Below are 24,538 nucleotides of genomic sequence, written 5' to 3' on the forward strand. Positions count from 1 at the left end.
TCCTTGTTCCACACTTTTAAAGACTACGATGATGATTATTCTTCGTTTTCATCCTCTAAAGCGTTTAATACGTCTTCTACCATGTCCCACTCTGCTTCAGTTTCGATTGGTGTTAACTCACCATCTTCACCATTTTCAGATGGAACGAATGAAGATACGAAGATTTCAACAGAGCCATCCTCATCTTCTTCTGCGCCTACCATAGAGTAAAATACGTATGATTTGCCAAATTCAGCTGATTCATGTACGTGAATTACTTCACAAAGCTGTTCATTTCCGTTCTCGTCAATTACTGTAATGTGTTGTACGTGTAGTTCTTCTTCATGGTTATGCTCTTGTGCCATGGCTTGTCACCTCATCAATTAATTTTTGCTATCCAAGTAGCCTTGTAAAATCATCACAGCAGCCATTTTATCAATGACTTGCTTACGCTTTTTGCGACTCACGTCTGCCTCGATTAGCATACGCTCAGCAGCCATCGTTGTTAAACGCTCATCCCAAAGCTTGACCGGTAGTGAAAATGTCTCTTCTAAAAGCTTTTTATAGTTTTCAGAAGCCTCCCCACGCGGTCCAACCGTATTATTCATGTTTTTCGGGTATCCTACAACAAATTCTGTTATAGCATACTCCTTCACTAGCTCAGCTATTCGTTCAATGCCGAACTCACCGTTAGCTTCATCAATTTTTACGGTTTCAATACCTTGAGCCGTCCACCCTAAAGCATCACTTACAGCAACGCCAACGGTTTTTGACCCAACGTCTAATCCCATAATTCTCATTTCTAGTCCTCGTTATTCTTTTTAATATAAAACTTAACAAGCTCTTCTAGAATTTCGTCACGCTCAAGCTTGCGAATTAAATTACGAGCATCCTGATGGCGAGGAATATACGCCGGATCACCAGAAAGTAAATAACCGACAATCTGATTGATAGGGTTATATCCCTTTTCCTCTAATGAAGAATGAACCTTCAACATTACCTGCTTGACTTCCTGTTCCATTGATTCTTCTGGAAAATTAAATTTCATAGTTTGATCAAATGAACTCATGACCAGCACCTCGCTTTCAGAAATAAGGAGATGTGCAAAAAAGCTCATCTCCAATTTCTCTTTATTATAACATGTTTTGGCGTATTATCAATTATGCCTCGGATAATTGCGTCCGAAATCGGCTTTGTGTTTAGGCCTGCTGAGGGCCGACACGACGTCGGTCATTTCGGTAATGCCACAGGACGTGGCGTTTTTACCGATGCAGGTTAGTTAGCCGTTATCGCATGGATGCGATGATTTTAGGCTAACATCCTATTGGAACTCCTTTCCGATTCCGTGACATCCGCCAGAGGCTTTAGGCCAGCAGATGTTTTTTTGTGCGAAAGCGTAGTGCTAACGCAGCGGCAGCAACACAACGCTGGTCACTCAGGTGTTTTCACAGGATGTGAAGTTCTTAGCCTGAGTTCCTCTATTTGGATGTTTGGACATTCGCTAAAAGAAGTTAGATGGATTTAACATAATCATACACAGAAAGTAGTGCTTCATCAAGTTTTGATGCTTCTTTTGCACCTGCCATCGCCATATCTGGACGACCGCCACCTTTACCACCACATGCTTCTGCTACCATTTTTACGATATTTCCGGCATGGTAATTGCCACCAACTAAATCTTTTGTTACTCCAGCACATAGCATAACCTTTTCACCATCGACAGCGCCAAGAACGATAACAGCCTTAGGCATTTTAGCCTTCAAGTCATCCATCATTTGACGCAGTTGATTGTTGTCCTTCGCCTCAACTTTAGTAGAAAGAACAGTTACATCCCCAAAAGTTTGCGCCGCGTCCACAATAGCTCCTGCTTGTGCATTGGCGATTTTTTGTGATAATGCTTCATTTTCGCGTTGTAAATCTTTGTAATCAGCTTGCAACGCTTGTACTTTTGTCACAAGATCTTTTGGATTTGCTTTTAATAATGCTGCCGCTTCGTTTAATAAAGCTTCTTCCTCTTTTACGGCTTCATAGGCAACTTTACCTGTCACTGCCTCGATACGACGAGTACCCGCACCGATACCACCTTCTGAAACAATTTTGAAGAAGCCAATTTCAGAAGAGCGTTTTACGTGTAAACCACCGCAAAGTTCAATAGAGTAATCACCAATTGAAACAACGCGAACAATATCGCCATATTTCTCACCGAAAAGTGCCATTGCTCCCATAGCTTTCGCTTCATCGATGCCTTTTTCCTCAATAACGACTTCTATATCATCCCACACTTTTTCATTTACAATACGTTCAATTTGTTGTAATTCCTCTTTTGTTACTTGTCCAAAGTGAGAGAAGTCAAAGCGTAAACGGTCAGGTCCTACATATGACCCAGCTTGGCTAACATGGTCGCCTAGAACATCTTTTAATGCACGTTGCATAATATGTGTTGCTGTATGGTTTTTAATAATTAAATTACGTTCATCACGGTTAACTGCTGCTTTTACAGCATCTTCAACATGCATTTCTCCAGATTCTACAAGTACAGTATGAAGCGGCTGACCATTTGGAGCTTTTTGTACATCTTTTACAATGGCAGTAAAGCTATCATTAGCAATCACACCGCTATCTGCAATTTGACCACCCATTTCAGCATAGAATGGTGTTTTAGCTAAAATAACTAATGCTTCTTGCCCTTCAGATGCTACATTTGACACTTGGCCGTTGACAATGATCGCTGCCACTTCTGTGTCTGTCGTTAATGTATCATAGCCTACAAATTCACTTGCAACCGTCAAGTTTGCTAGTACTTCGTTTTGTACTTGCATAGAATCCACATCTTGACGAGCTGCACGTGCGCGTTCACGTTGTTCTTCCATTGCTACTTCAAAGCCTTCATGATCTACCTTCATGCCTACTTCTTCCGCATACTCTTCTGTTAATTCGATTGGGAAACCGTAAGTATCATATAAACGGAATGCATCTGCACCTGGAATATAGTCATGGCCTGCTGCTTTTTGAGCTTCTACCACTTCGTTAAAGATAGCAAGACCACCGTCTAATGTTTCATGGAAGCGAAGTTCTTCGTTTTTAATAACACGTTGGATAAACTCGCATTTTTCTGTTACTTCTGGGTAGAAATCATTCATAATTTCACCAACAGTTGGTACTAATTCAAACATAAATGGCTTTTCAATGCCGATTTGTTTTGCATAGCGCACAGCACGACGTAGTAAACGACGTAATACATATCCACGACCTTCATTTGAAGGAAGAGCACCATCACCAATAGCAAACGCCACTGTACGAATATGGTCAGCGATTACTTTAAATGGTGTATTGATATCTTCTTCTGAACCGAAGATTTCACTTAGTGCTACTTCACCAGGACGTTTGTATTTGCGATTAGCTAACTGCTCGATTTTTCCAATAATTGGCATGAATAAATCAGTATCAAAGTTCGTTGGAACATTTTGAACTACCGATACGATACGCTCTAGACCCATACCAGTATCGATATTTTGCTTTGGAAGTGGTGTATATGTGCCATCAGGATTATGGTTGAATTGAGAGAACACTAAGTTCCAAATTTCTAGATAGCGTTCATTTTCACCACCTGGATACATTTCTGGGTCAGTTTCATCTGAACCATATTCTTCCCCACGGTCATAAAAAATTTCTGAGTTAGGACCTGATGGACCTTCACCGATATCCCAGAAGTTCCCCTCTAGACGGATTAAACGCTCTTCCGGAATACCAATTTCGTTATGCCAAACGTCATACGCTTCTTGGTCTTCAGGATGGATCGTAATCGATAAAAGTTCTGGATCAAAGCCCATCCATTTTTTATCCGTTAAGAATTCCCAAGCATAATGAATAGCTTCTTTTTTAAAGTAATCACCAATTGAGAAGTTACCTAACATTTCAAAAAATGTATGGTGACGAGCTGTTTTACCTACGTTTTCAATATCGTTTGTACGAATTGATTTTTGGGCATTTGTAATACGTGGATTTTCAGGAATGATACGACCATCGAAATATGGTTTAAGTGTTGCAACACCTGAGTTAATCCAAAGTAATGATGGGTCATTGATCGGCACAAGTGGTGCTGATGGCTCATGATGATGACCTTTTTCTTTAAAGAATTCTAGATACATGCGACGAATTTCTACTGCTTTCATTTGAAAAGTTCCTCCCTAAATGTTTTGTAAAATTACGAGATGAATCCGCAAATAAACATAAAAAAGCCCTCATCCCCAAAAAAGGGACGAGGACTTGTAATTTGTCTCGCGGTACCACCCTAGTTGTAAGTAAAAGTATACTTACCTCTTTAGCACTTGTAACGTAAGTGAACGGCAGGGATTAACTGCACTCTGGAGTAGCTTTCGGTATTCGTTATAGTGAGGATTTTTTCAGCCAAGAAATCCCTTTCTTTTACACGCACAAATACGTACTTTTTCCATCATCGTTTTTTACAATTTTCTAACGAGAATTATAAAAAAAATATGTTCTTCTGTCAATTGGCACTATAATTGCTAATCATAAGGATCATCCCCAAAACGTGTAATTGATTTCCGTTCCGACTGGGCGTTTTGATATTGCTGTCGCTACGCTTTCGCACAGAGCAAAGCTTCCTGAGCGCGTCGGGACAACAGGATGTTGGTCACGAAGGCGTTATCACAGGACGTGATGCTTTTAGCCTCCGTTCCCCTACCCGCTTCGCTGCGCTGCAGGGTCTCCGGCCAACAGATATCTTTTGCGCGAAAGCGTAAGTGCAACGTAGCGGCAGCGCACGATGTTGGTCACGGAGGAGTCGCCCAGTCGTAACGTAGACCAACTTATTTACATAATATACGTTTCACCAAAAGTCATTCACAACTTTTGGTGATGAACAATTTTTCCCAAAGGTCTTCCCTTCATACCGAAGCTATCGAGAGAAATAATTTTTTTTGTAAAAAACAAAGGTAGACAATCCTGTTAACACGACCATTACGACGACCACTACCCAAAACGCATTAGATGCATCTTGATAAGGTAGAGGCACATTCATCCCATAAATGCTGGCAATTAACATCGGAACAGATAATATAATTGTAAATGAAGCAAGTAATTTAAGTACTTGACTTACGTTGTTTTGAATGACGTTACCGTACGCATCCATTATATTATTTAAATTAGTTTGATTAATTTCCGTCACTTCATATGCTTGATCTATTTCAATTAGCACGTCGTCTAAAATAGTTGCATTGTACTCATCTAATTGGATATTGCTACTCTGTATTGTTTTTTGCATCGTAAATTTCATCTGTTTAAGTGATGTTACCATATATATAAGACTTTCATTCAAGTATAGTAATGTATATAACTCACTATTACGATATGACTTAGCAAGTTCTTTTTCTGCTTTATTGATTTCCCTTTCAATTGTAGCTAAAAAACGAATATATGCTCTAGCTGTTATACTTAATATAGTTAAAGTGTTGCGCGTTTTCATATGTGTCTCAAAAAGTGTCATTCCATCATTAAAAAGATCTTTTATGAAAGGTAGCTCTTCTTTACAAATCGTAATCATATGATTTTCAGTGTGAATAATCCCCATAGGTATTGTTCGATATTTCACGTCATGAGAAGAACTCTCGACATCTAGTTGATCGTACGGGACATGTATAACCATCAAGACCGCTCCATCGCGCTCTTCAATTCGCGGGCGTTCTTCTATATCTAGTGAATCCGTTAAAAAATCGCTTGGAACGGCAAGAGCAGTTACTACACGTTCAATTTCACTGAATGTTGGCGCTTCAAGATGAAGCCAACTATTATATCCAATACTTGATGTTTGCTCAAATTTCCCTTCAGAATTACTTTTGTATATTAAAAGCATTTTGGTACACACCCTTTCTATATACGGTAAAATAGATTAAAAACGTAAAAATTTTGTTTTGTAAAATACGTAGACAAGACCACCACTAATTCCTGCCATGAGCCCAAGAATGATAACAAACATGAATGGTTGATCTTCAAAAGGCAACGAAACGTTCATTGCGAAAACACTACCCAAAATAGTTGGTATCATCAGGACAATCGTAATGGTAGTTAGTATTTTTAAAACGCTATTTAGGTTATTATGAGTAATTGCCGCGTACGCATCCATTAGATTGCTTAAACTAAGACTACGCATTTCCGTTACTTCCGCTGCTTGTTCAAGATCTACTAGCGCGTTATGCAGCATTTTCTCATCTTCTTCATATAGCTTCATATCTTGACCTTTGGAAAGATGTAAAAACACATTGCGCATTGCTCTCAAAGACGTTGAAAAATACACTAAACCTTTGTTGATATTAATCAAGCCGAATAGCTCGCGGTTGTTATGTGATTCTTTTAATTCTTGTTGCAATCGTCCAACTTGGACTTTTATACGTTTGAGAAAATCGAGATACGACTGCGCAATTGCTTCAAATAGTAGCAATGTTATTCGAGTCTTCATATGCGTTTGAAATGTTCCGTACTTCCCTAAAAATATTTCTCTACATAATGGATTATCTTTTTTTGTGACAATCACCAAATGATCTTTTACATGAATGATTCCGATTGGTATCGTCCGATAAGGAATTTCTTCGTACAACCGTTCCTCGTTCATCGCCACAGGAGAATTGAGAATGATGACCATTGACGAATCATCTTTTTCAATCCGAGGTCGCTCATTGATATCTAAGGAATCACGAATAAAATTTTCCGGAATATTGAGTTTATTTGAAACGTGAGAAATTTCTGTATCTGTCGGATCTACAAGATAAAGCAACGTGTTGTGGACAATGTTTGATACCTTTTGTAATTGACCTGAAGAATCACTTTTATATAGCGTAAGCATCTTTTTCCCTCACCTTCTCTGCTAAAATAGCTTTGTTTTGTAAAATATCCACCCTGTCAACAAACTAATGACTGTAGAGAAGGACATAAGTACTACTAATACATATGATTCATCCTGCATGGGTAACGGAAAATTCATTCCATATATCGTTGCGATCATCGTCGGAAACGTCAAGATAATCGTAAAAGCAGTTAAAACTTTCACGACGACACTAAGGTTAATTTCAATCGCCGCAGAATATGCGTCCATTAAATTACTTAAGTTTTCGTTGAAAATTTTAGATGTATCATAAGCTTGTTGCATCTCATTAAGAGTGGCTTGCAACCATTTTTCATCTTCTTCATTCGTTTCTAGTACTCTTGATAATTTCTTCATCATCCCAAGATTGACTTTTAGTGCCTTTGTAAAATAAACAAGACTTTTATTTATATTGAGTAAAGTATACACTTCACTGTTTTTTATCGATTTTTGTATTATTTTTTCAGATAAAATAACTTTTTGATCAATATCGTCAAGACAATGTAAATAGTAACCCGCAGAAACAAGCAATAGCTGTAAAATAAAAGATACATTTATATTGTTATTAAAATTCTTATCAAGAATTTTGATAAATTCCTGTAAAATCGGATGATTATTACTACGACAAATTATGACGATTACTTCACTTGTTTGAATAATACCAATTGGCATTGTCCTATATGGTATAGGTTCACCAGGTGTCATTTTTAAGGGTACATTGATAATTAACAATAAATTATTTTCACTTTTTTCTATTCGTGATCGTTCATCAATATCGAGGGAGTCGCTAATAAAGTCAGTTGGTACCCCAAGGCGATTAGCAACATACTGTACATCCTCATCTGTCGGTTCTGTGAGATAAACACAGCTACCCGGAACGATCTTAGGCTGTTCTTCCAACCCTTCTCTGCCTCTTTTATAAATTTTAAGCATTGAATCGTCCTCCTAATCTGTTGAATTAAAACAGATTTACGTTTTTTACTCCTACTATCTGCATCGGCCATACTTGGACTCTCCATTTTGACCCCCTCCTTTCTAAAAATGAACGCTTATTTTTCTGCAAAAGAGTTGAAGGAAATAAGGTTCTTTATTTGGAAATAAAAAAAATCCTCCAGGAGTCCCGGAGGTTTTAAAAAAGCGCATAATAAAATAAATAAGTACAACAAGCACTTTCGATTCCCCCTAACTCGAGTTTTAGCACTATACACCGTAAAGAAATAAATAATCTCTTAGCCACCTTATGAAAAGCCTTAATCCGGCAATTCCTGTTCTACCCATGGGCATCTTTCGATATTTCTGGGCAGTGGCCTATGTTTGTATAGGAGCCTCACCTAACGAGGTTTTATTTAATTTCCTCGCCATCGTAATCCGTATTTTTCATTTTGTCAATAGGCTAATAATATTTTTAGAATGCTTTTTATCACAATTTTCTGTTCCAAATTAGAAATCTCACTAGAATTTTTCCATTCAGCAAAGGTAAAGAGTTTTGCCTTTTTCAACACGTTCTCTGTTCTTTTAAGCTGTTTATTTCAAGCAGATAACCAAAGCTATTCCGAATCTTTACTGAGTAACAAAAGTTAGACTGAGGCTCTCTATGTATTTTTAATCAATTTCAGTATTGATCCTGTTTAGATGCACTATCATTTTTAGTTCAGCTTTTGAAAACAAGAAACAACCATTATGAAAAGTGCTTAGATTGTTACAGAATCTAGTATTTATATAAAAATTCATTTTATTAATTCATTTGATTTGAGTAAAAATACTTACCTAGCCTCCCCAAAAGTTTGGGATGATATTTTTACACGTATGCTAAATAAAAAGTCGACTTGAATGGAGTAGACAAGAATCTGTAACGGGGTAGTAGAAAAACAAAGGCTAAAGGAGATACGTCCTGTAATACCCTTCGAGACCAATACTACAAACAGCTCAACCCGACACCCAAGTGTGAAATGCTTAAGCAGAACGCAAATCCCCTATATGATGATGAGCCAAAAATACACTACCGTTTTAAGATTTTTATTTTTGGAACAATTGTTGACATAAAAAATTATTCGGAGTACAATGCTGAAAACAATAAGTCCTCGTTAGGTGAGGCTCCTATGCAAACATAGGCCACTGCCCAGAAATATCGAAAGATACCCATGGGTAGAACAGGAATTGCCGAATTAAGGCTTTTCATAAGGTGGCTAAGAAATGATTTCATTTCTTTACGGTGCATAGTGCTAAAACTCGATCAAGGGGAATCGGCCGTGCTTTTTTGTGCGATCTTCATCCCCTCTTCGAATCGATAGAGGGGTTTTTATTTTATTTGACTAAAAAGGGGGAAACATGTGATGGACAATTATTCGATATGGCGTTTCACATTTTTAAAAAATTCGAATATGGCAAAAGGCAGCGTTTTAGCGTTCAGTCCACATATGTCCCTCTCTTCAATCATCCAATTCTGATTTTATGCAAATTGGAAATATCAAGATAGGTTTATTTGATGTGTACATCGAACAAGATACATTCTAAGCAAAAAGCTCCCTTTTTTACGGGAGCTTTTTTATTTTTAAGGGCATTCTAAACAAAGAAATGAAGAGGTGATTAACGATGACAATGACAGTAGAAATGATACTCAAGCTAATCCTAGCTTTGCTATTCGGATTATTGATCGGGATTGACAGACAGATTAAACAAAAACAACTTGGCATAAGACCTAGTATGGTCATCTCTATTGCTAGCTGTTTATTAACAATTGTCTCTATAGAAGCATTCAGTAAATTTGGAGGTGCAAATCATCCGAATATGGATCCAATGCGACTTGCTGCGCAGATTGTAAGTGGAGTTGGTTTCATTGGGGCTGGCGTTATTTTACGAAGAAGTAACGAGGTTATTTCTGGCCTTACTTCCGCTGCGCTAATTTGGTCCGCTTCTGCGCTTGGAATTACGATTGGGGCGGGGTTTTATCTAGAAGCAAGTTGTGCTGTCATCCTCTTGATGGGAGCAGTCAATATTGTGCCCCTTCTCATTAAAACATTAGGCCTGTCAACACTTAACCGTCAGGAAATTTCATTAAAGATTATCGTGGAATCGAATTATCGTATGACAGAATTAATTAAATTGATTAAGTATAAAGGGCAAAACGAACAATCAAAAAAAGGTGAATATAAAATTCGGCATTTCAAGCTCAAAGATCTTGATAACGGCCACCAATTAATTGATTTAGTTCTTTCTGTACCGGAAGATCAGTATACGACGGAAATTTATTATTATGTCAAAAAAATTGATCACGTTCTAAGTGTTGAAATTGAGAATTTGTAATAGAAAGGCGTGTCAAAAAATGATTATATTAAATCAATACAAATATAAAGAAGAGTACACATACTATATGTTGCAATCTTTAAAGTCTAAAAAAAAAGATTCCTTCCGAAAGGACTTCTTAGATTTACACCCGATGGATCAGGCAACATTTTTTATAGAACTCAGCGAGGAAAGACGCTTTACAATATATTCTTTTTTAACTCCTTGTGAATTTGCCGATATTTTTAGCGAGCTAGAACCATCCATGCAGAAAAAATGTATTTTGGAGCTTGACCGCTCATTTGCAGTGGCGATGTTAAATGAATTACCTTCAGATGACGCTACCGATTTTTTTGGACTACTATCATATAAAGAAGCTGATTATTATTTAGAGCAAATGGCAAAAGATGAGGCTGAGGATATTAAACAATTACTTCAATACGAAAAAGGGTCAGCGGGAGCCTTTATGACAAAAGATGTAGTAATAATAGCAAAAGATGATTTAGTAATGGATGTGTTTGAACACCTAAAGCATAATGAGGCAGATGCAGAAACTTTTAATTACTTATATGTAACAGATTCCAATAATCAATTGCTTGGAGTCGTATCATTACGAGATCTTATTATTTCTCCACCAGAAAGTCGAATTGCTGAAATTATGAACACTGGAATCATTTCAGTGACTGCCAATACAAGCCAAGCTGAGGTCTTCCAAATCATACGAAAATATGGTCTTTTAGCAGTCCCCGTTGTAACAGAAAACTTTGAACTACTTGGAATCGTTACGTTTGATGATGTGCTAACTTATCTATAAAAATATTGATGGTATATATTTTTTACAGCAATTCATATAAAAGAGAAGTAACTATTTAAATTAGTTTTAAACAGTTACTTCCTCGAAATTAATTATTATTTTTTAAAAAACTTTCGACTCTATCCACTAATTCTCCCCTATTGTAAGAATTATAAAGCGCGGTAGCTAAACGAACAGGGTCTCCAAAGAAAAAGCGCTCATACAGTGTTTGTCTTGTACCAAAGCTACTCATCGTTAAATCCCAGGCTAAGCGGAATTTTTTGACGCGCTCCTCTCCACCATCTTGAAAAGACTGCAAATAATGCTCAAGATCGCTGTCATCCGTTGCAAATGCTTTTTCACTTGGAATGGACATTAATCCGCTTGCGCCAAGTAACTGGATAATTTCTGTAAAAGTCGGATACACTTTAGGAAAAATGTGAATAGCTACTTGTACTGTCGCATGGTCAGGTCTTAGAAAACCAAAAGCATCTCTTTTTGCTTCTATTTCAGACTTTAACAGTAAAGCCTTCATCGTTTCTAATGCCACGATAATATCAACAACCTTTTGCTGTACATGTTGGTATTCGCCAATATTTATCGTATTTACAATTGACTGTGCAACACCTAAGACAAATTCTGTTTTGGCAATTTGACGTGTAAGAACTTGATGTAAGCCATATGTTTGAAAACCACTTACGTTCAAAAAGTTATTGGCAACCTCCACATTCTCATAATAAAAGACACGTTCCCACGGTACTACAACATTATCAAATACAACGATTGCATCCATTTCCTCATAACGACTACTCAATGGATAATCAAAAGCCGATTCTCCTCCGACAAATGATTGCCTACATAAAAACTTTAATCCTTTTGTATTACTTGGTATTGAGAAAGCAAAGCCTTTACCTTCATCATAGCCATTTGTTGATATAACAAGGAGTTCATCTGTAATTCCTCCCTGTGTCGCTAGCAATCTCGCACCTTTAATTACTAACCCCTCGGTCGTTTTATCTACAATTTTAGCAGCAATAATAACACCTTCATCTTCAAAATAAAATTTCCGGCGGTTTACTTGTGGCTCGATGAATGTATGTGTCATTGTTAAATCGTTCTCACGTGCATACTCATAAAAATTTAATAAATGCTGAGGGAAACAATTTGGCTTATCTTTTAAATACTCCGCAGCCGATGCTAAAGCCATTAATGTTGTATTCATGTAATCCGGACTTCTACCCATAAGGCCATTATTGGATAATGCCCATTGCCGTACAGCATTGCGTCTTTTCACGAGATCTTCGACTGCCACCGCCTGAAGAAAAGACATACCTACACGGTTATTACTCGTTGGCGAAACATATGTCATCTCCTCGAACAATGCATCTTCATTTTGTAAATCAAAAAGCCTTGCTTGACTCTTCATAACTCCCTTAAATGCTGGATGCTCCGACACTTTCCCTGTGACAACTTTCCCATCAATCGAAATGTAGGTCTGTAAAGCGTCAATACGGTCAATATATTGCTGTCCTGTAATTACTGGCATGCAGTCACCCCTAAACGTCACAAATGTTTTTATACTTATTTAGTATATGAAACTTCCTAATTTAGGTTCCGCCTCAGCAAACTGTATTATATCAGACCTCGAATTTTATGAACTGTAACACTTTTTAAATACAGTTAAAAACCCGCCTATATTGCATGATTTTTCAGTTACTTTAGAGAAAAACGGTTTCAATCAGCACTTTTTAAACAAGTTCATTTTTGCGACACATTCACAAAAAAGTCTTCTTCGACTAGTACAGAATTGCTAGATTTTTTATTTATGCAGGTGTAAGATAGCTTCGAAACCAAAACGAAAACATCTTTTTCATAAAGGGAGAATATATATATGAATAAACAAATCATCTCGTACGTAGCTCAAATGGAAGCTGCTTTAATGAACAAAATGGAGGATCATAATGAAGAGAATCTTTTATTTTCTATTGCTTCAGATTTGATTGCCAAAGAAAAAGATCAATATAAAAACGTGTGCCAAGCATATGAAGTAGTAAAACATCACTTAGTTGGTATTCACTAATCGTACAACAAAACCCGATCAATTCAGAATTGATCGGGTTTTGTATTTTACTCATCTATGAAATCATATGGCGAGATACCATCCATGCCAATCAATGGATGGATATATGATTCTGTTTCTACAGTTAGCTTGAAATCAATGGCTTGTTTTTCATTTTGTAAATCGTCGTTTACTGGATTCGTTTCTACTTCTACAATTTCTTCTACAATTTCCATTGGATTGAGCCTTGCACGTAAAGACGTAAAGCGCTGTAAATCATCTGTACGCTGTAAGCCATCTGCTAACACATCAGGCTCACCACATAAAATTAAGAAATTTTTTGCACGCGTAATACCTGTATATAGCAAATTACGACGCAGCATTTTAGAATACCCTCGTACAACCGGCATAATAACTGTTTGGAACTCAGAGCCTTGCGATTTATGAATAGAACAACAGTAAGCAAGTGTCAATTGGTTAAGGTCACTACGTTGATAAGTTACTTCAATACCGTCGAATGATACAACAAGCAAATCTTGTTTCTCAATTGTTTCCTTGGCCTTGATAATACTAATTACCTCACCCATATCACCATTAAAAACATTACTTTCTGGTTGATTGACAAGCTGTAAGACTTTATCCTTTATTCGATATGTGACATCCCCAAAGACGAGCTCTTTTCTAGTACCCGTATCGTTTGGATTAATAAGCTCCTGAATCATTTTATTTAAATTATCTATACCTGCTGGACCTTTGTACATCGGTGCTAATACTTGGATATTTCGGATTTCTTGACCTTTCGCAACTGCACTTTTCACAACTTGAGTGACAACGCTTGCCACTTGATCTGATGCGGCTTTAATAAACGAACGATCAGATGTTTTTAACGTTAGGTCATTTGTAATATTTCCTCGTTTAATTTGGTGAGCCAGTTCAATAATAGTAGAACCCTCGGCCTGTCGATAAACATCTGTTAATTCGACAGTAGGTATTTGCTCGGAAGCCAACAAATCCTTTAACACCTGTCCTGGTCCTACTGGCGGAAGCTGATCTTGATCGCCTACAAATACAACTTGTACATCCTCATGCAAGGATTTTAATAATTGATGTGCGAGCCAAGTATCGACCATCGACATTTCGTCAACAATAATGAGTTTCCCTGTAACCTCACGCTCAGTTTCTTCCTCTTTTTCCTGACCAGTAAAGCCTAGCAATCGATGAATCGTCATTGCCGGAAGCTCTGTCGATTCCGATAAACGCTTGGCTGCACGTCCTGTTGGAGCACATAAAATAATCGGAAAAGGCTCTTCTTTTTGTGCATATTCCTTCGGGTTTAATGATAGTCCGTGTAACTTTGCATACACTTCTACTACTCCCCGAACCACTGTTGTTTTACCTGTACCTGGTCCACCGGTTAAAATCATAACGGCTGAGTTTAGCGCTTGTTGAATAGCATTCGCTTGTGTTTCAGCATATGTAACATTGAGCAGCTCTTCTGTTTCGCCAATCGCTTTGCGTATTTCGTCCTTACTAAAATGTTCAGCCTTCTTGTTACGTTCGATTAAAGCTACTATTTTTGATGCAATTCCTACTTCCGAGAAATATAGGGAGGGCAAATAGAGTCTCGTTTCTTCCCCACAGATTTTACTTTCCTCACGCAATTCGATGCAAGCTTTAGAAATAGTCTCAAAGGGAATTTCCTCTCGTTGGCTCTGCTCAAGTATATCTTTTACAAGTGGTAAAACATTTTCTGCATCTAAATACACATGCCCATCTGATAATGCTGCCGTATTGAGAGTATGTAGAATCGCCGCCTTAATACGGTCTGGATGATTGCCGGTAATTCCTAATTTAGAACCTAGTTCATCGGCACGAAAGAAACCTACACCTTCTACATCTTCAATTAAGCGATATGGATTTTCAGTTAATAATTCGATTGCCTCTGTGCGATACGTTTGGTAAATTTTCATGCCGAGCTGTGGTCCGAAACCCCATTCATTAAGTTGAATCATCACTCGTTCTAAGCCTAGATTTTGTTCAATCGTCCGATGGATAACCTCTTTTTTTTCAGCAGATAAACGAGGTACAGCATCAAGCGCATTTGGATCCTCTAAAATAAGACGTAACGCATTTGCGCCAAGTTTTTCTACGATTGTTTCAGCAGTTTTTCTTCCGATTCCAACAAACAAATCACTCGATAAGTAATGAATAATTCCTTGCTCTGTTGCTGGCACTTCCTTTGTAAACGTCTCAATTTGAAATTGAACACCATATTTAGGATGTTGTTTCAATAAACCTGTAAAACGATATTGTTCATCCATCTGTAACGGTGGAAAATATCCAACAACAATTATTTCCTTATCTTCATACTGTAAGTTGGTCTCTTGAATTTTCACACGGACTATCGAGTACATATTTTGTGCATTATGGAAGATAGAGACGATTGGACGTCCGAGTATAAAAAATTTATTTAGTTCAAATAAATCAAGATTATCTGCCATTTTCGGTTCGTCCTTTCCCGTTCATTTTCAATCATTATATTTTACCACACCGTAACTTGAAAAATCGTTTAAAAAGAGAATTCACTAAATTTTAATCACGTATGCCTCGATATAATTATCGCTGTCGCACAGATAAACAATGCGCCTGAAAGCTTTACTGAAAGAATATTTCGATAACTGACAATTCACAGTTATTATCAACCTTTCCATGCTATTATATAGGTGAACTTATTGTACGGAAGGATTGTGAAGCTAATGGAATTTAGACCTTGCATCGATTTACACGATGGTAAAGTAAAACAAATTGTTGGCAGCACACTAGGTCATAAGGATCAAGAAGTTATCGAGAACTTTATTTCAAATCATGACTCTAGTTATTATGCAAAAATGTTTGCCAAGGATCAATTAACAGGTGGTCACGTCATCATGCTAGGTAATGGAAACGAAACGGCCGCATTAGCAGCATTAGCGGCATATCCTCAAGGATTGCAGGTTGGCGGCGGCATCACGACAGAAAATGCAAAAAAGTTTATCGATGCAGGCGCTACTCATGTTATTGTCACATCATTTATATTCAATGATGGTAAGCTCCATTTAGATCGACTCAAGCAATTAGTACAAAGTATTGGTAAAAAACATCTTGTCATCGACTTAAGCTGCCGTATGCGCGATAAAAAATGGTTTGTTGTTACTGATAAATGGACAAAGTTTAGTGATTTTGAAGTAAATGCTGAGTCTATTGCATTTATCGAAAATTTCTGTGACGAACTGCTTATTCATGCTGTTGATGTGGAAGGAAAAAAAGGCGGTATGCAGGAAAGTTTAGTGCATGATTTAGCTACTTGGACAACGATTCCAACAACATATGCTGGTGGCGTTCGATCTTTAGATGACTTAAAGAGGTTTGAAAATATTTCAAATGGTAAGCTTCACGTTACAATAGGTAGTGCTCTTTCAATTTTTGGTGGAAATTTACCATATTCAGACGTGGTAGATTATTGCAAAAAAGACGGGGTATTGTGATCAGCTTGATGATGAGCAAATGTTACTTAAGTTTTCTAAGTATTTAAATATTGAAATTATCGTTTAACTAAGGGGACTAAACATCCCCCTTTTTTAATTTTACAATGAAGGTTTAAATTGGAATACTATACATAGATTCAGAGCACTTATTTCTATTTAGTAGCTATTTTTGATAAGCTAGTATTGAAAATGTATTAAAAGAAAGGATTTTATAAACCATGAAAAATGAACTTGAAGCAACTACTCTAAAAACTTTCCAAACAGAATTAACACGCTTCTTTTTAGTCTATAAATTCGCCTTGCAGGAAATAGAGACGAAAATAAATATTTTACAAGAAGAATTTCAGCTAATTCATGAATATAATCCGATTGAGCATTTAACAACTCGAGTAAAATCACCTAAAAGTATATTATTGAAAATGAAAAAAAATAACCTTGAGCCATCTATTGAAACGATTCGTGATAACATTCGTGATATTGCAGGTATCAGAATTACATGCTCCTTTGTAGAGGATATTTATAAAGTGAGTGCGATGATACAGGCACAAAATGATATTGAAGTTGTAGAGGTAAAAGATTATATTGCATCGCCAAAGGGAAATGGTTATCAAAGCTTGCATCTTATAATAAAAATCCCTATTTTTATGTCTGATCGTATGGAGAAGGTATATGCCGAAATTCAAATTCGTACCATTGCAATGGACTTCTGGGCTAGCCTTGAACATAAAATTTATTACAAATACAACAAGGAAGTACCTGAACATATCCGTTTTGAATTGAAGGAAGCTGCTATTCAAGTAGCTGAGCTGGATCGAAAGATGGAACGACTGAATAAAGAAATTAATATTCTAAAGGCTAACGAAGCAGAACCTTCATTATTAGATGCTGCTCCAATTGCACATTTAGCACAATATATTTATCGACTACCATTTGATTATCCCTCTAAGAATGATGAAGACTAAAATCAGAAAGGATGCTGAACTAGTTTAGGCATCCTTTCAGTTTGTTGAAAAAGTTTTATGACAATGAATTAAGCTCCCCATAAAAAAAGTATTGCTCTTAGGCAAAGCGAGGGGTTGATTTCCGTTCCGGCTGGGCGCTTTCCTGTGGGCGTCCGATGAGCCGCTTCACTCGCGTTGCTCGCTCCAGGGTCTCATCTGTAACGCTGATCCCCAAGGAGTCGCCCAGCCTCCACTCCAATCAACCACTTCACTTAGCATGTATCTTCTTGTATAGATTCATAGCTATAATACTTCTTTTATTCATCTTGTCTATGCATACTATCGCTGAGGAACTGTTGATTTTTCACGGAGAGTGGCGACTCCAGCGGGATTAGCTTGCGCTGAAAGCCCAGTGACTAGGAGATTGAAGCCAAGCCCGCGGAAAGCGCCCACTCAGAGTGAAAATCAACTTTTATTTATTGATACGCTTTAATATATATGTGTTCTCTTGTAGACAATTTGAAAGGATGCCAATGTAATTTTGGCATCCTTTTAAATTATATTAGTTAAATCGCTGTGCAATCATATCATAAAGATAACGTGCTTGGTCGTATTCTGGCTGTAACGTAAAGGCTTGTTTTAGGTGGTACATAGCATCTTCTGTTTGCTCAGTAGATACCGCATATAGTACACCCAAATTGTAATGTGCATCTGCGTTATTCCAATCCTGTTCGATCAAATGATCTAATTCTTTTTTACCTTCTACGAACATTTCTAGCGCACATAGCACGATTGCATATGCTAGACGGATTTGTGTGTCTTCCGGTGCAAGCTCTGAAGCTCGTTGTAAATATGGCAGTGCAAGCTTCGGATTTTCCATTCGCTCAAAGCATTTGCCCATCATATAATACACATCTGCGCCTTCAATTTTATGCTTTAGCGCTTGTTCATAAAGCTTTACTGCCTCTGCATATCGTTCAGCGTTATAATATAAATTTGCTAAACCATAATAAGCTGTTGCTGCCGTTTCATCAACAGTGATTGCTTTTTGAAAGAAGCGTTCTGCACGTTCAGTATCCTCTAAGACCGCTAAGAGATTTCCAAAATTCACATAACCAATTGGGTTTCCTGGCTCTGCTTCAATTGCTTGTGTAAAAAGTTGTGCAGCATCCTCGTAGCGCTTTTCTTGAAAGGCTTGAATGCCCTGCTCGTTAAAATTCATTGTTTTTCTTCACCTCTATGTAGCGAAAGACTGCTTTAATTCCATACGCTTCAGAAAAAGTAGTATAAGCAGTCTTTTCGCTAATTAACCTACATATGTTAGTTTTTCGTTATTTTTAAAGACTTCGTCGATTGTACCGCCACCTAAACATTCTTCACCGTCGTATAGTACTACAGCTTGTCCAGGTGTAATCGCACGCACTGGCTCAGCAAACGTAATATGTGTACGTCCATCTTCTAAAATTTCCACTTCTACTGGTGTATCTGTTTGACGATAACGGAATTTTGCTGTGCATGAAAATTTCCCGGGCAATTTTTTTGTCGAAGTATAGCTCATTTTCACAGCAGTCAGCGAAGTAGAAAATAATGAATCATTATTAAAACCTTGTCCAACTAGTAACACATTGCGCTCCAAATCTTTTCCTAACACGAACCAAGGTTCACCATCGCCACCAATTCCAAGACCATGACGTTGACCAAGCGTATAGTACATTAATCCATCATGCTGGCCCATTACGACACCATCCATCGTCTCCATTTCACCAGGTTGAGCTGGTAAATATTGGCTTAAGAATTCTTTGAAGTTACGCTCTCCAATAAAGCAAATTCCTGTTGAATCTTTTTTCTTCGCTGTAGCTAACCCAGCTTCCTCCGCAATTTTACGGACTTCCTTTTTCTCAATATGTCCAATTGGGAACATTACATGCGACAATTGTTCCTGTGATAATTGGTTTAAGAAATACGTTTGATCTTTATTATTATCAATACCACGAAGCATTTTCACCTCGCCATCACCACTTCGATCAACTCGAGCATAATGACCTGTCGCTAAATAATCAGCTCCAAGATCTATCGCGTGCTCTAAAAACGCTTTAAATTTAATTTCCTTATTACACATAACATCAGGATTTGGTGTACGTCCTGCTTTATATTCTTCTAAAAAGTAAGAGAAAACCTTATCCCAATATTGCTTTTCAAAATTCACAGCATAGTAAGGAATACCGATTTGATTACATACTTTAATAACATCATCATAGTCTTCTGTAGCTGTACAAACGCCATTTTCGTCTGTATCATCCCAGTTTTTCATAAATATCCCGATTACTTCATATCCTTGTTGTTTCAGTAAATATGCAGCAACCGAAGAATCTACCCCACCCGACATGCCGACAACAACACGAATTTGTGAGGGGTCACGTGTTTCTTTCATTATGGTCACCTTTTCTTTTATTCAATTTCTTTATCATCAAAATGAATGGTTGATTTCCGTTCCGACTGGGCGCTTTGCCACTGACGCTACCACTACGCTCTTGCACAGAGCAAAAGCTTCCTTGGGGCGTCCAGTCTCCACTCCAATCAACTTATTCACATAGTATACGTTTTAACGAAAGTCATCCATAATTTTGGTGACGGATCTAATTTTTAATAGATGTGTTAATTGATCCTATTTTTACGCATTCGAATCAATTCAAAGAGACAAATTCTCGCTACGGTCTACAATCAATTAAAAAGGATTATATTAGAAAAATAAACACACTTGAGCAAATTATTTTTTCGCGAGTCTTTTCACAATCGCTGCTGTTTTTTCTGCCGCATGTTGTGCATCAGCTTCTGTTAAACCTTGACCGAAGCTAAAACGAATCGAGTTACGTAATTCCTCTGTATCTTGACCAAACATCGCAACTAATACGTGTGATGGATCAATGGAGCCAGCAGTGCATGCAGAACCACTAGATACGCAAATACCTGCCATATCAAGATTTACAAGGAATGACTCTACTTCCATACCAGAAAAACTTACATTTAAAACGTGTGGGAGCGTATTTTCTAACTCTCCATTCACATGAAATGCTAGATTTTCCTTCGTAAAAACATCCAGCATAATTTGCTTAAAGCGATTGTATAGCGCACGCTTCTCTTCTCGCAACTCATTTGCAATTTGCACTGCAGTTGCAAAGCCAATCACTGCGGGCACATTTTCAGTACCAGCACGACGTTTTTTCTCATGTGCGCCACCTAATGCATAGCTAGTGAATGGTATTCCGGCTTTTTGGTATAGGAAACCAATACCTTTAGGTCCATTAATTTTATGTGCGGAAACACTTAATAAATCAACCTGTAAATTAGCAACATTAATTGACTCTAAACCATATGCTTGAACAGCATCTGTATGGAAAACAGCCTTATGCTCGCGTAGCAAATTACCAATTTCGGCAATCGGTTGAATTGTACCGACTTCATTATTACCGTACATAATCGTTACTAAAATTGTATCCTCACGCAATGCATTTCGTACGTCTTCTACAGAAACACGTCCATTTTCATCTACCGGTAAATATGTCACATCAAAGCCATCTCGCTCTAGCTTTTCACAAGTATGTAACACCGCGTGATGTTCAATTTGTGTAGTAATGATGTGCTTCCCTTCAGCAGCCCGTGCATAAACAGTGCCAAAAATAGCCGTATTATCCGCCTCTGTTCCACCACTTGTTATAATAATTTCCCCAGGTTGAGCACCAATAGATTTGGCAAGTATTTCACGTGCATCATCTAAATATTTGCGCGCCTCTCGACCGATCCCATGAATACTTGATGCATTCCCATAAACTTGTTGCATGGCTGTAGTCATAGCGTTTATTACGTTGTCATTCATTGGTGAAGACGCAGCATGATCGAGATAAATATATGAATTCATGTTGAAAACTCCTTTGTACGAAAAGCGCTAAAGATTCATCTCCATGCCATTGAGCAAGGAGATGTGCTTTAGCCTAGACATTTTAAATGTAGAACATATAGCCTTCCGCTACATTTTCCTCAGTATATTGTGCTAAATCTTCAATTGTCGTTGTATCTAATACATTTTTCACAGCATCACGAATACGAAGCCATAATTCTCGCTGAGGAGCTTCTTCATTTTCAATACCTTCTACTGGTTGAATAGGACCCTCTAACACACTAATTACATTAGCCGCAGAGATTTCACTTGGTGGATTTGCTAGCATATATCCACCATATGCTCCGCGCACACTTTTCACTAAGCCAGAATTACGTAATGGTGAAACTAATTGCTCTAAATATGCCTCAGAAAGCTCCTTTTCTGCAGCAATTTTTCGCAGTGGAATAGGTCCTTCTCCATAATGCTTCGCTAATTCAATCATAATCGTTAGACCATAACGGCCCTTTGTAGAAATTTTCATTTTATCACCCTCAAATAGTCTAGTCAAAAATACTACAAACAGTATATCATAATCTCCTCTCGTATAACTCGGAAATACTCTCAGGAGGTTATGATATACTATTAATTGCGCCTTCTTATAGTTAGGCAAAATACTATTATCATTTTATTTTAAGCAAAAAAACATTCAGCAAATCAACTATGTCTCGGCATAATTGCGTGACACCCGCTGAAATAAGTTTAAAATCAATTAAAACAATTGAAAGGGGGAATTTTCAATGCATAATGAACCACTCGCTTATCGCATGCGTCCTTTAACCCTTGATGAAATTGTAGGACACCAAGATTTTATCGGTCCTACTACCGCTCTTTATAAAATGATTCAAAATGAGCATGTCCCATCTATGCTACTATTTGGTGAGCCAGGTATCGGCAAAACGTCAATAGCGAATGCCATAGCAGGAAGCTCGAACCTTCCCTTTTTTGCGCTTAATGCTACTCGCGCTGGTAAAAAGGATGTCGAGGATATTGTACAAGAAGCTAGAATCTCAGGAAAAGTCCTTCTTTTTTTAGATGAAATTCATCGTTTTAATAAATTACAGCAAGATGCTTTGTTGCCACATGTAGAAAATGGCTCAATCGTGTTAATTGGAGCTACGACGGAAAATCCATACCATGATGTAAATCCCGCTATCCGCTCACGTTGCGGAGAAATATACCAACTACAACGTTTAACGATAGAAAATATCATCGAACTTATAAAAAATGCACTTTCTGATGAGAAACGTGGGCTAGGTAAACATCATTTTGTCTTAACAGATCCTCAAATTGAACAAATTGCTGAAGCAGCTAATGGTGACGCTCGGAAGGCATTAACCTTGCTTGAATCGCTTTATTATGCAAGTGATGAAGTCGACGGTCGAACAATTGCTGCTGATCATATTCTTAAGCACCTTATCGGTAGAATTGGTGTTTATGGTGATAAAAAAGGATCTCATTTTTATAATTTGCTATCTGCGTTGCAAAAATCGGTTCGTGGAAGTGATACGAATGCAGCATTGTTTTATTTAGCTCATTTATTGGAAATAGGCGATTTAGTTGCTGTTAGTCGACGCTTACTTGTGATGGCTTATGAAGATATAGGCCTTGCCAATCCTGATGTAGGACCACATATGCTTGCGGCTGTACAAGCGGCAGAGCGTTTAGGGCTACCTGAGGCACGAATCCCGCTTGCAAGTGCTGTTATTGAAATGTGCCTTGCATCCAAATCTAATTCTGCTATTGCAGCCATCGATGCCGCTATTGCCAGCATTCATGAAGGAAAAACTGGCGATATTCCCTATCATCTACGCGATGCTCATTATGAGGGAGCAAAAGATTTAGGTCATGTAGGCTATCAATATCCCCACAACAACCCTATTGGCACATTTGGTGGCTGGGTTGACCAGCAATATTTACCTGATGAGCTAGTGGGCACAGAATTTTATAAACCTGTTATTGCAGGTGAAGAAAAACGAATGGCAGGAATCTACGAAAAGCTTAAATCTTTTCATAAGGATGAAAAGTAATATCTTTACTTGATTAGCTTAACTGAAAATCATAATATACTATTTTTTCATGAAAGTAAGGCGCTTCAATCTGAACTAGAAGTGCCTCATTTTTTAATTCCTTACTTTCAAAATAACAGGAAGAGTACTAGCAATCATCCTGTAAAAGTCTCCTTATTTGTTGTATAACGGTTATTGTAAAATCGGTTCAATATTTCTTCCATATTTCTAATTGCAAATAATTTAGTCGTCTCTTTCTGCTCATCATGTAAATAATGAAGAAAATTATAAGTTTGATAAAGTAGACTAGCAAATTCTTTAGAGTTCTCCCTTACTTCAAATCGAATTGCTTTTACAGCAATCGCTTGACCGATCGATTGCTCCCTTGACGGTGAGAGTTGATCCTCCGCATTTTCATCTGTAGTTCTATATAATAATCTTAATGCCTCATTCACTTCCTTGTTATCACTAAACCGTTCCTTTATCCACCGTAAGGCAAATTGTACTAGGATAATGGCATAAATAAGTGACAAACTTTCATCTCCAATAGATTTTTTCGACAAATGTTTAAAGTACTCAGCTTGTGTCACTAGTTCAAATATGATTAAACGAATTGGATACAGGAGCGCATGTTCACTGTTGATATATAATTTTTCTCCACCTTTATACAATGCTAACCAAAAATCTCTAACTAATGAGATAGATTTTCTTGTCGCGAGTGCTAATTCGCATTGATTAAGCTCATGTTCGAGTGTTGGTTGTATAAGCCGTAGAAATAATAATTCCTCATCCTCACTTACTAATAAGAGTGGTTTTTCTAATTTTGCTAAATCAATATCGATACCGTTTATTAACATTGAACAGCCCCCTTCCAATCAATTATGCCTGGCATAATTGTGCTGCCACTTCTTTTAACAAAACAATGATGAAAAATCTTACGCATAGATTTTCAATTTTTTAACTATATTTCGACAAAAATTTATAAATACCTTTTAAGAAAAAAGTCCTTTTTTTATTTTCGTACAACAAAATTTTAACACTCGTATTGCGTTCTTCTTGCAATAATCTATTAACAGCAAAAAAAAATCTGCAAAACTTTAACAATCGGAAAACCCAATCATCCCTCGCAAAGTAGCGTGC

General features: G+C 37.4%; 20 protein-coding genes, 2 riboswitches and 1 other annotated feature. Of the genes, 6 read left to right on the forward strand and 14 right to left on the reverse strand.

Going from position 1 to position 24,538, the window contains the following annotated elements; genetic code table 11:
* Window positions 1–35: 35 nt before the first annotated feature.
* The 7 genes from ABE34_RS24555 to ABE34_RS24585 form a co-directional block, all read right to left on the reverse strand.
* Window positions 36–344 (reverse strand): DUF1292 domain-containing protein, encoded by a 309-nt coding sequence (locus ABE34_RS24555; protein WP_049667728.1) that lies wholly within the window; start codon window positions 342–344, stop codon window positions 36–38.
* Window positions 345–362: 18 nt separating this feature from the next.
* On the reverse strand, window positions 363–779 hold the full coding sequence (ruvX, locus tag ABE34_RS24560) for a Holliday junction resolvase RuvX (protein WP_197145001.1): 417 nt from the start codon (window positions 777–779) through the stop codon (window positions 363–365).
* A 2-nt stretch (window positions 780–781) separates the two neighbouring features.
* A complete protein-coding gene (locus ABE34_RS24565; protein ID WP_004226839.1) occupies window positions 782–1,048 on the reverse strand; it encodes an IreB family regulatory phosphoprotein in 267 nt (88 codons plus the stop codon).
* A gap of 442 nt (window positions 1,049–1,490) precedes the next feature.
* On the reverse strand, window positions 1,491–4,151 hold the full coding sequence (gene alaS, locus ABE34_RS24570) for an alanine--tRNA ligase (RefSeq protein WP_197145002.1): 2,661 nt from the start codon (window positions 4,149–4,151) through the stop codon (window positions 1,491–1,493).
* 79 nt (window positions 4,152–4,230) lie between these two features.
* Window positions 4,231–4,445: a binding site (T-box leader), on the reverse strand.
* Between the two features lie 452 nt (window positions 4,446–4,897).
* On the reverse strand, window positions 4,898–5,851 hold the full coding sequence (locus ABE34_RS24575) for a magnesium transporter CorA family protein (RefSeq protein WP_197145003.1): 954 nt from the start codon (window positions 5,849–5,851) through the stop codon (window positions 4,898–4,900).
* Window positions 5,852–5,887: 36 nt separating this feature from the next.
* The gene (locus ABE34_RS24580; protein ID WP_197145004.1) at window positions 5,888–6,838 is read right to left on the reverse strand and encodes a magnesium transporter CorA family protein; all 951 of its coding nucleotides are present in this window, start codon (window positions 6,836–6,838) and stop codon (window positions 5,888–5,890) included.
* 21 nt (window positions 6,839–6,859) lie between these two features.
* Window positions 6,860–7,789 carry a magnesium transporter CorA family protein gene (locus ABE34_RS24585; RefSeq protein WP_197145005.1) on the reverse strand — a complete coding sequence of 310 codons (930 nt, stop codon included), beginning with the start codon at window positions 7,787–7,789 and terminating at the stop codon, window positions 6,860–6,862.
* Window positions 7,790–8,027: 238 nt separating this feature from the next.
* A riboswitch (M-box (ykoK) riboswitch) is annotated at window positions 8,028–8,202 on the reverse strand.
* Between the two features lie 727 nt (window positions 8,203–8,929).
* Window positions 8,930–9,103, forward strand: a riboswitch (M-box (ykoK) riboswitch).
* 345 nt (window positions 9,104–9,448) lie between these two features.
* On the opposite strand from ABE34_RS24585, the gene ABE34_RS24590 reads away from it, so the two are divergent.
* Both ABE34_RS24590 and ABE34_RS24595 read left to right on the forward strand, forming a co-directional pair.
* A complete protein-coding gene (locus ABE34_RS24590; RefSeq protein ID WP_197145006.1) occupies window positions 9,449–10,159 on the forward strand; it encodes an MgtC/SapB family protein in 711 nt (236 codons plus the stop codon).
* A gap of 19 nt (window positions 10,160–10,178) precedes the next feature.
* The gene (locus ABE34_RS24595; RefSeq protein ID WP_197145007.1) at window positions 10,179–10,952 is read left to right on the forward strand and encodes a magnesium transporter; all 774 of its coding nucleotides are present in this window, start codon (window positions 10,179–10,181) and stop codon (window positions 10,950–10,952) included.
* A gap of 88 nt (window positions 10,953–11,040) precedes the next feature.
* On the opposite strand, the gene hpaB is transcribed toward ABE34_RS24595, so the two are convergent.
* On the reverse strand, window positions 11,041–12,477 hold the full coding sequence (gene hpaB / locus ABE34_RS24600; protein ID WP_197145008.1) for a 4-hydroxyphenylacetate 3-monooxygenase, oxygenase component: 1,437 nt from the start codon (window positions 12,475–12,477) through the stop codon (window positions 11,041–11,043).
* 345 nt (window positions 12,478–12,822) lie between these two features.
* Between hpaB and ABE34_RS24605 the strand changes: the two genes are divergently transcribed.
* Complete coding sequence (locus ABE34_RS24605; RefSeq protein WP_197145009.1) at window positions 12,823–13,011, forward strand: hypothetical protein; 189 nt, start codon at window positions 12,823–12,825, stop codon at window positions 13,009–13,011.
* A gap of 47 nt (window positions 13,012–13,058) precedes the next feature.
* Here the strand turns inward: ABE34_RS24605 and recD2 are convergent, their stop codons facing one another.
* Window positions 13,059–15,491, reverse strand: coding sequence for an SF1B family DNA helicase RecD2 (gene recD2 / locus ABE34_RS24610; protein WP_197145010.1), 2,433 nt, complete (start codon window positions 15,489–15,491; stop codon window positions 13,059–13,061).
* A gap of 255 nt (window positions 15,492–15,746) precedes the next feature.
* On the opposite strand from recD2, the gene hisA reads away from it, so the two are divergent.
* Together hisA and ABE34_RS24620 are read left to right on the forward strand one after the other, a co-directional pair.
* Window positions 15,747–16,514, forward strand: coding sequence for a phosphoribosylformimino-5-aminoimidazole carboxamide ribotide isomerase (gene hisA, locus ABE34_RS24615; protein ID WP_197145011.1), 768 nt, complete (start codon window positions 15,747–15,749; stop codon window positions 16,512–16,514).
* 218 nt (window positions 16,515–16,732) lie between these two features.
* Window positions 16,733–17,476, forward strand: a complete 744-nt coding sequence (locus ABE34_RS24620) for a GTP pyrophosphokinase (protein ID WP_197145012.1) — start codon at window positions 16,733–16,735, stop codon at window positions 17,474–17,476.
* Between the two features lie 541 nt (window positions 17,477–18,017).
* On the opposite strand, the gene ABE34_RS24625 is transcribed toward ABE34_RS24620, so the two are convergent.
* The 4 genes from ABE34_RS24625 to cymR all read right to left on the reverse strand — a co-directional run bounded on the left by ABE34_RS24625 (window position 18,018) and on the right by cymR (window position 21,873).
* Window positions 18,018–18,677, reverse strand: coding sequence for a tetratricopeptide repeat protein (locus ABE34_RS24625; protein WP_197145013.1), 660 nt, complete (start codon window positions 18,675–18,677; stop codon window positions 18,018–18,020).
* 84 nt (window positions 18,678–18,761) lie between these two features.
* Entirely contained in the window at window positions 18,762–19,886 is a 1,125-nt protein-coding gene (mnmA, locus tag ABE34_RS24630) for a tRNA 2-thiouridine(34) synthase MnmA (protein ID WP_197145014.1), read from the reverse strand.
* Window positions 19,887–20,222: 336 nt separating this feature from the next.
* Window positions 20,223–21,371, reverse strand: coding sequence for a cysteine desulfurase family protein (locus ABE34_RS24635; RefSeq protein ID WP_197145015.1), 1,149 nt, complete (start codon window positions 21,369–21,371; stop codon window positions 20,223–20,225).
* A gap of 82 nt (window positions 21,372–21,453) precedes the next feature.
* Entirely contained in the window at window positions 21,454–21,873 is a 420-nt protein-coding gene (cymR, locus tag ABE34_RS24640) for a cysteine metabolism transcriptional regulator CymR (protein WP_053484768.1), read from the reverse strand.
* 256 nt (window positions 21,874–22,129) lie between these two features.
* Between cymR and ABE34_RS24645 the strand changes: the two genes are divergently transcribed.
* Window positions 22,130–23,419, forward strand: a complete 1,290-nt coding sequence (locus ABE34_RS24645; RefSeq protein WP_197145016.1) for a replication-associated recombination protein A — start codon at window positions 22,130–22,132, stop codon at window positions 23,417–23,419.
* A gap of 134 nt (window positions 23,420–23,553) precedes the next feature.
* Here ABE34_RS24645 and ABE34_RS24650 read toward each other — a convergent pair whose 3' ends face one another.
* Window positions 23,554–24,255, reverse strand: a complete 702-nt coding sequence (locus tag ABE34_RS24650) for a hypothetical protein (RefSeq protein ID WP_197145017.1) — start codon at window positions 24,253–24,255, stop codon at window positions 23,554–23,556.
* Window positions 24,256–24,538 lie beyond the last annotated feature (283 nt).

The sequence above is a fragment of the Lysinibacillus sphaericus genome, assembly GCF_015844675.1.
Classification (GTDB): Bacteria; Bacillota; Bacilli; order Bacillales_A; family Planococcaceae; genus Lysinibacillus; species Lysinibacillus sphaericus_E.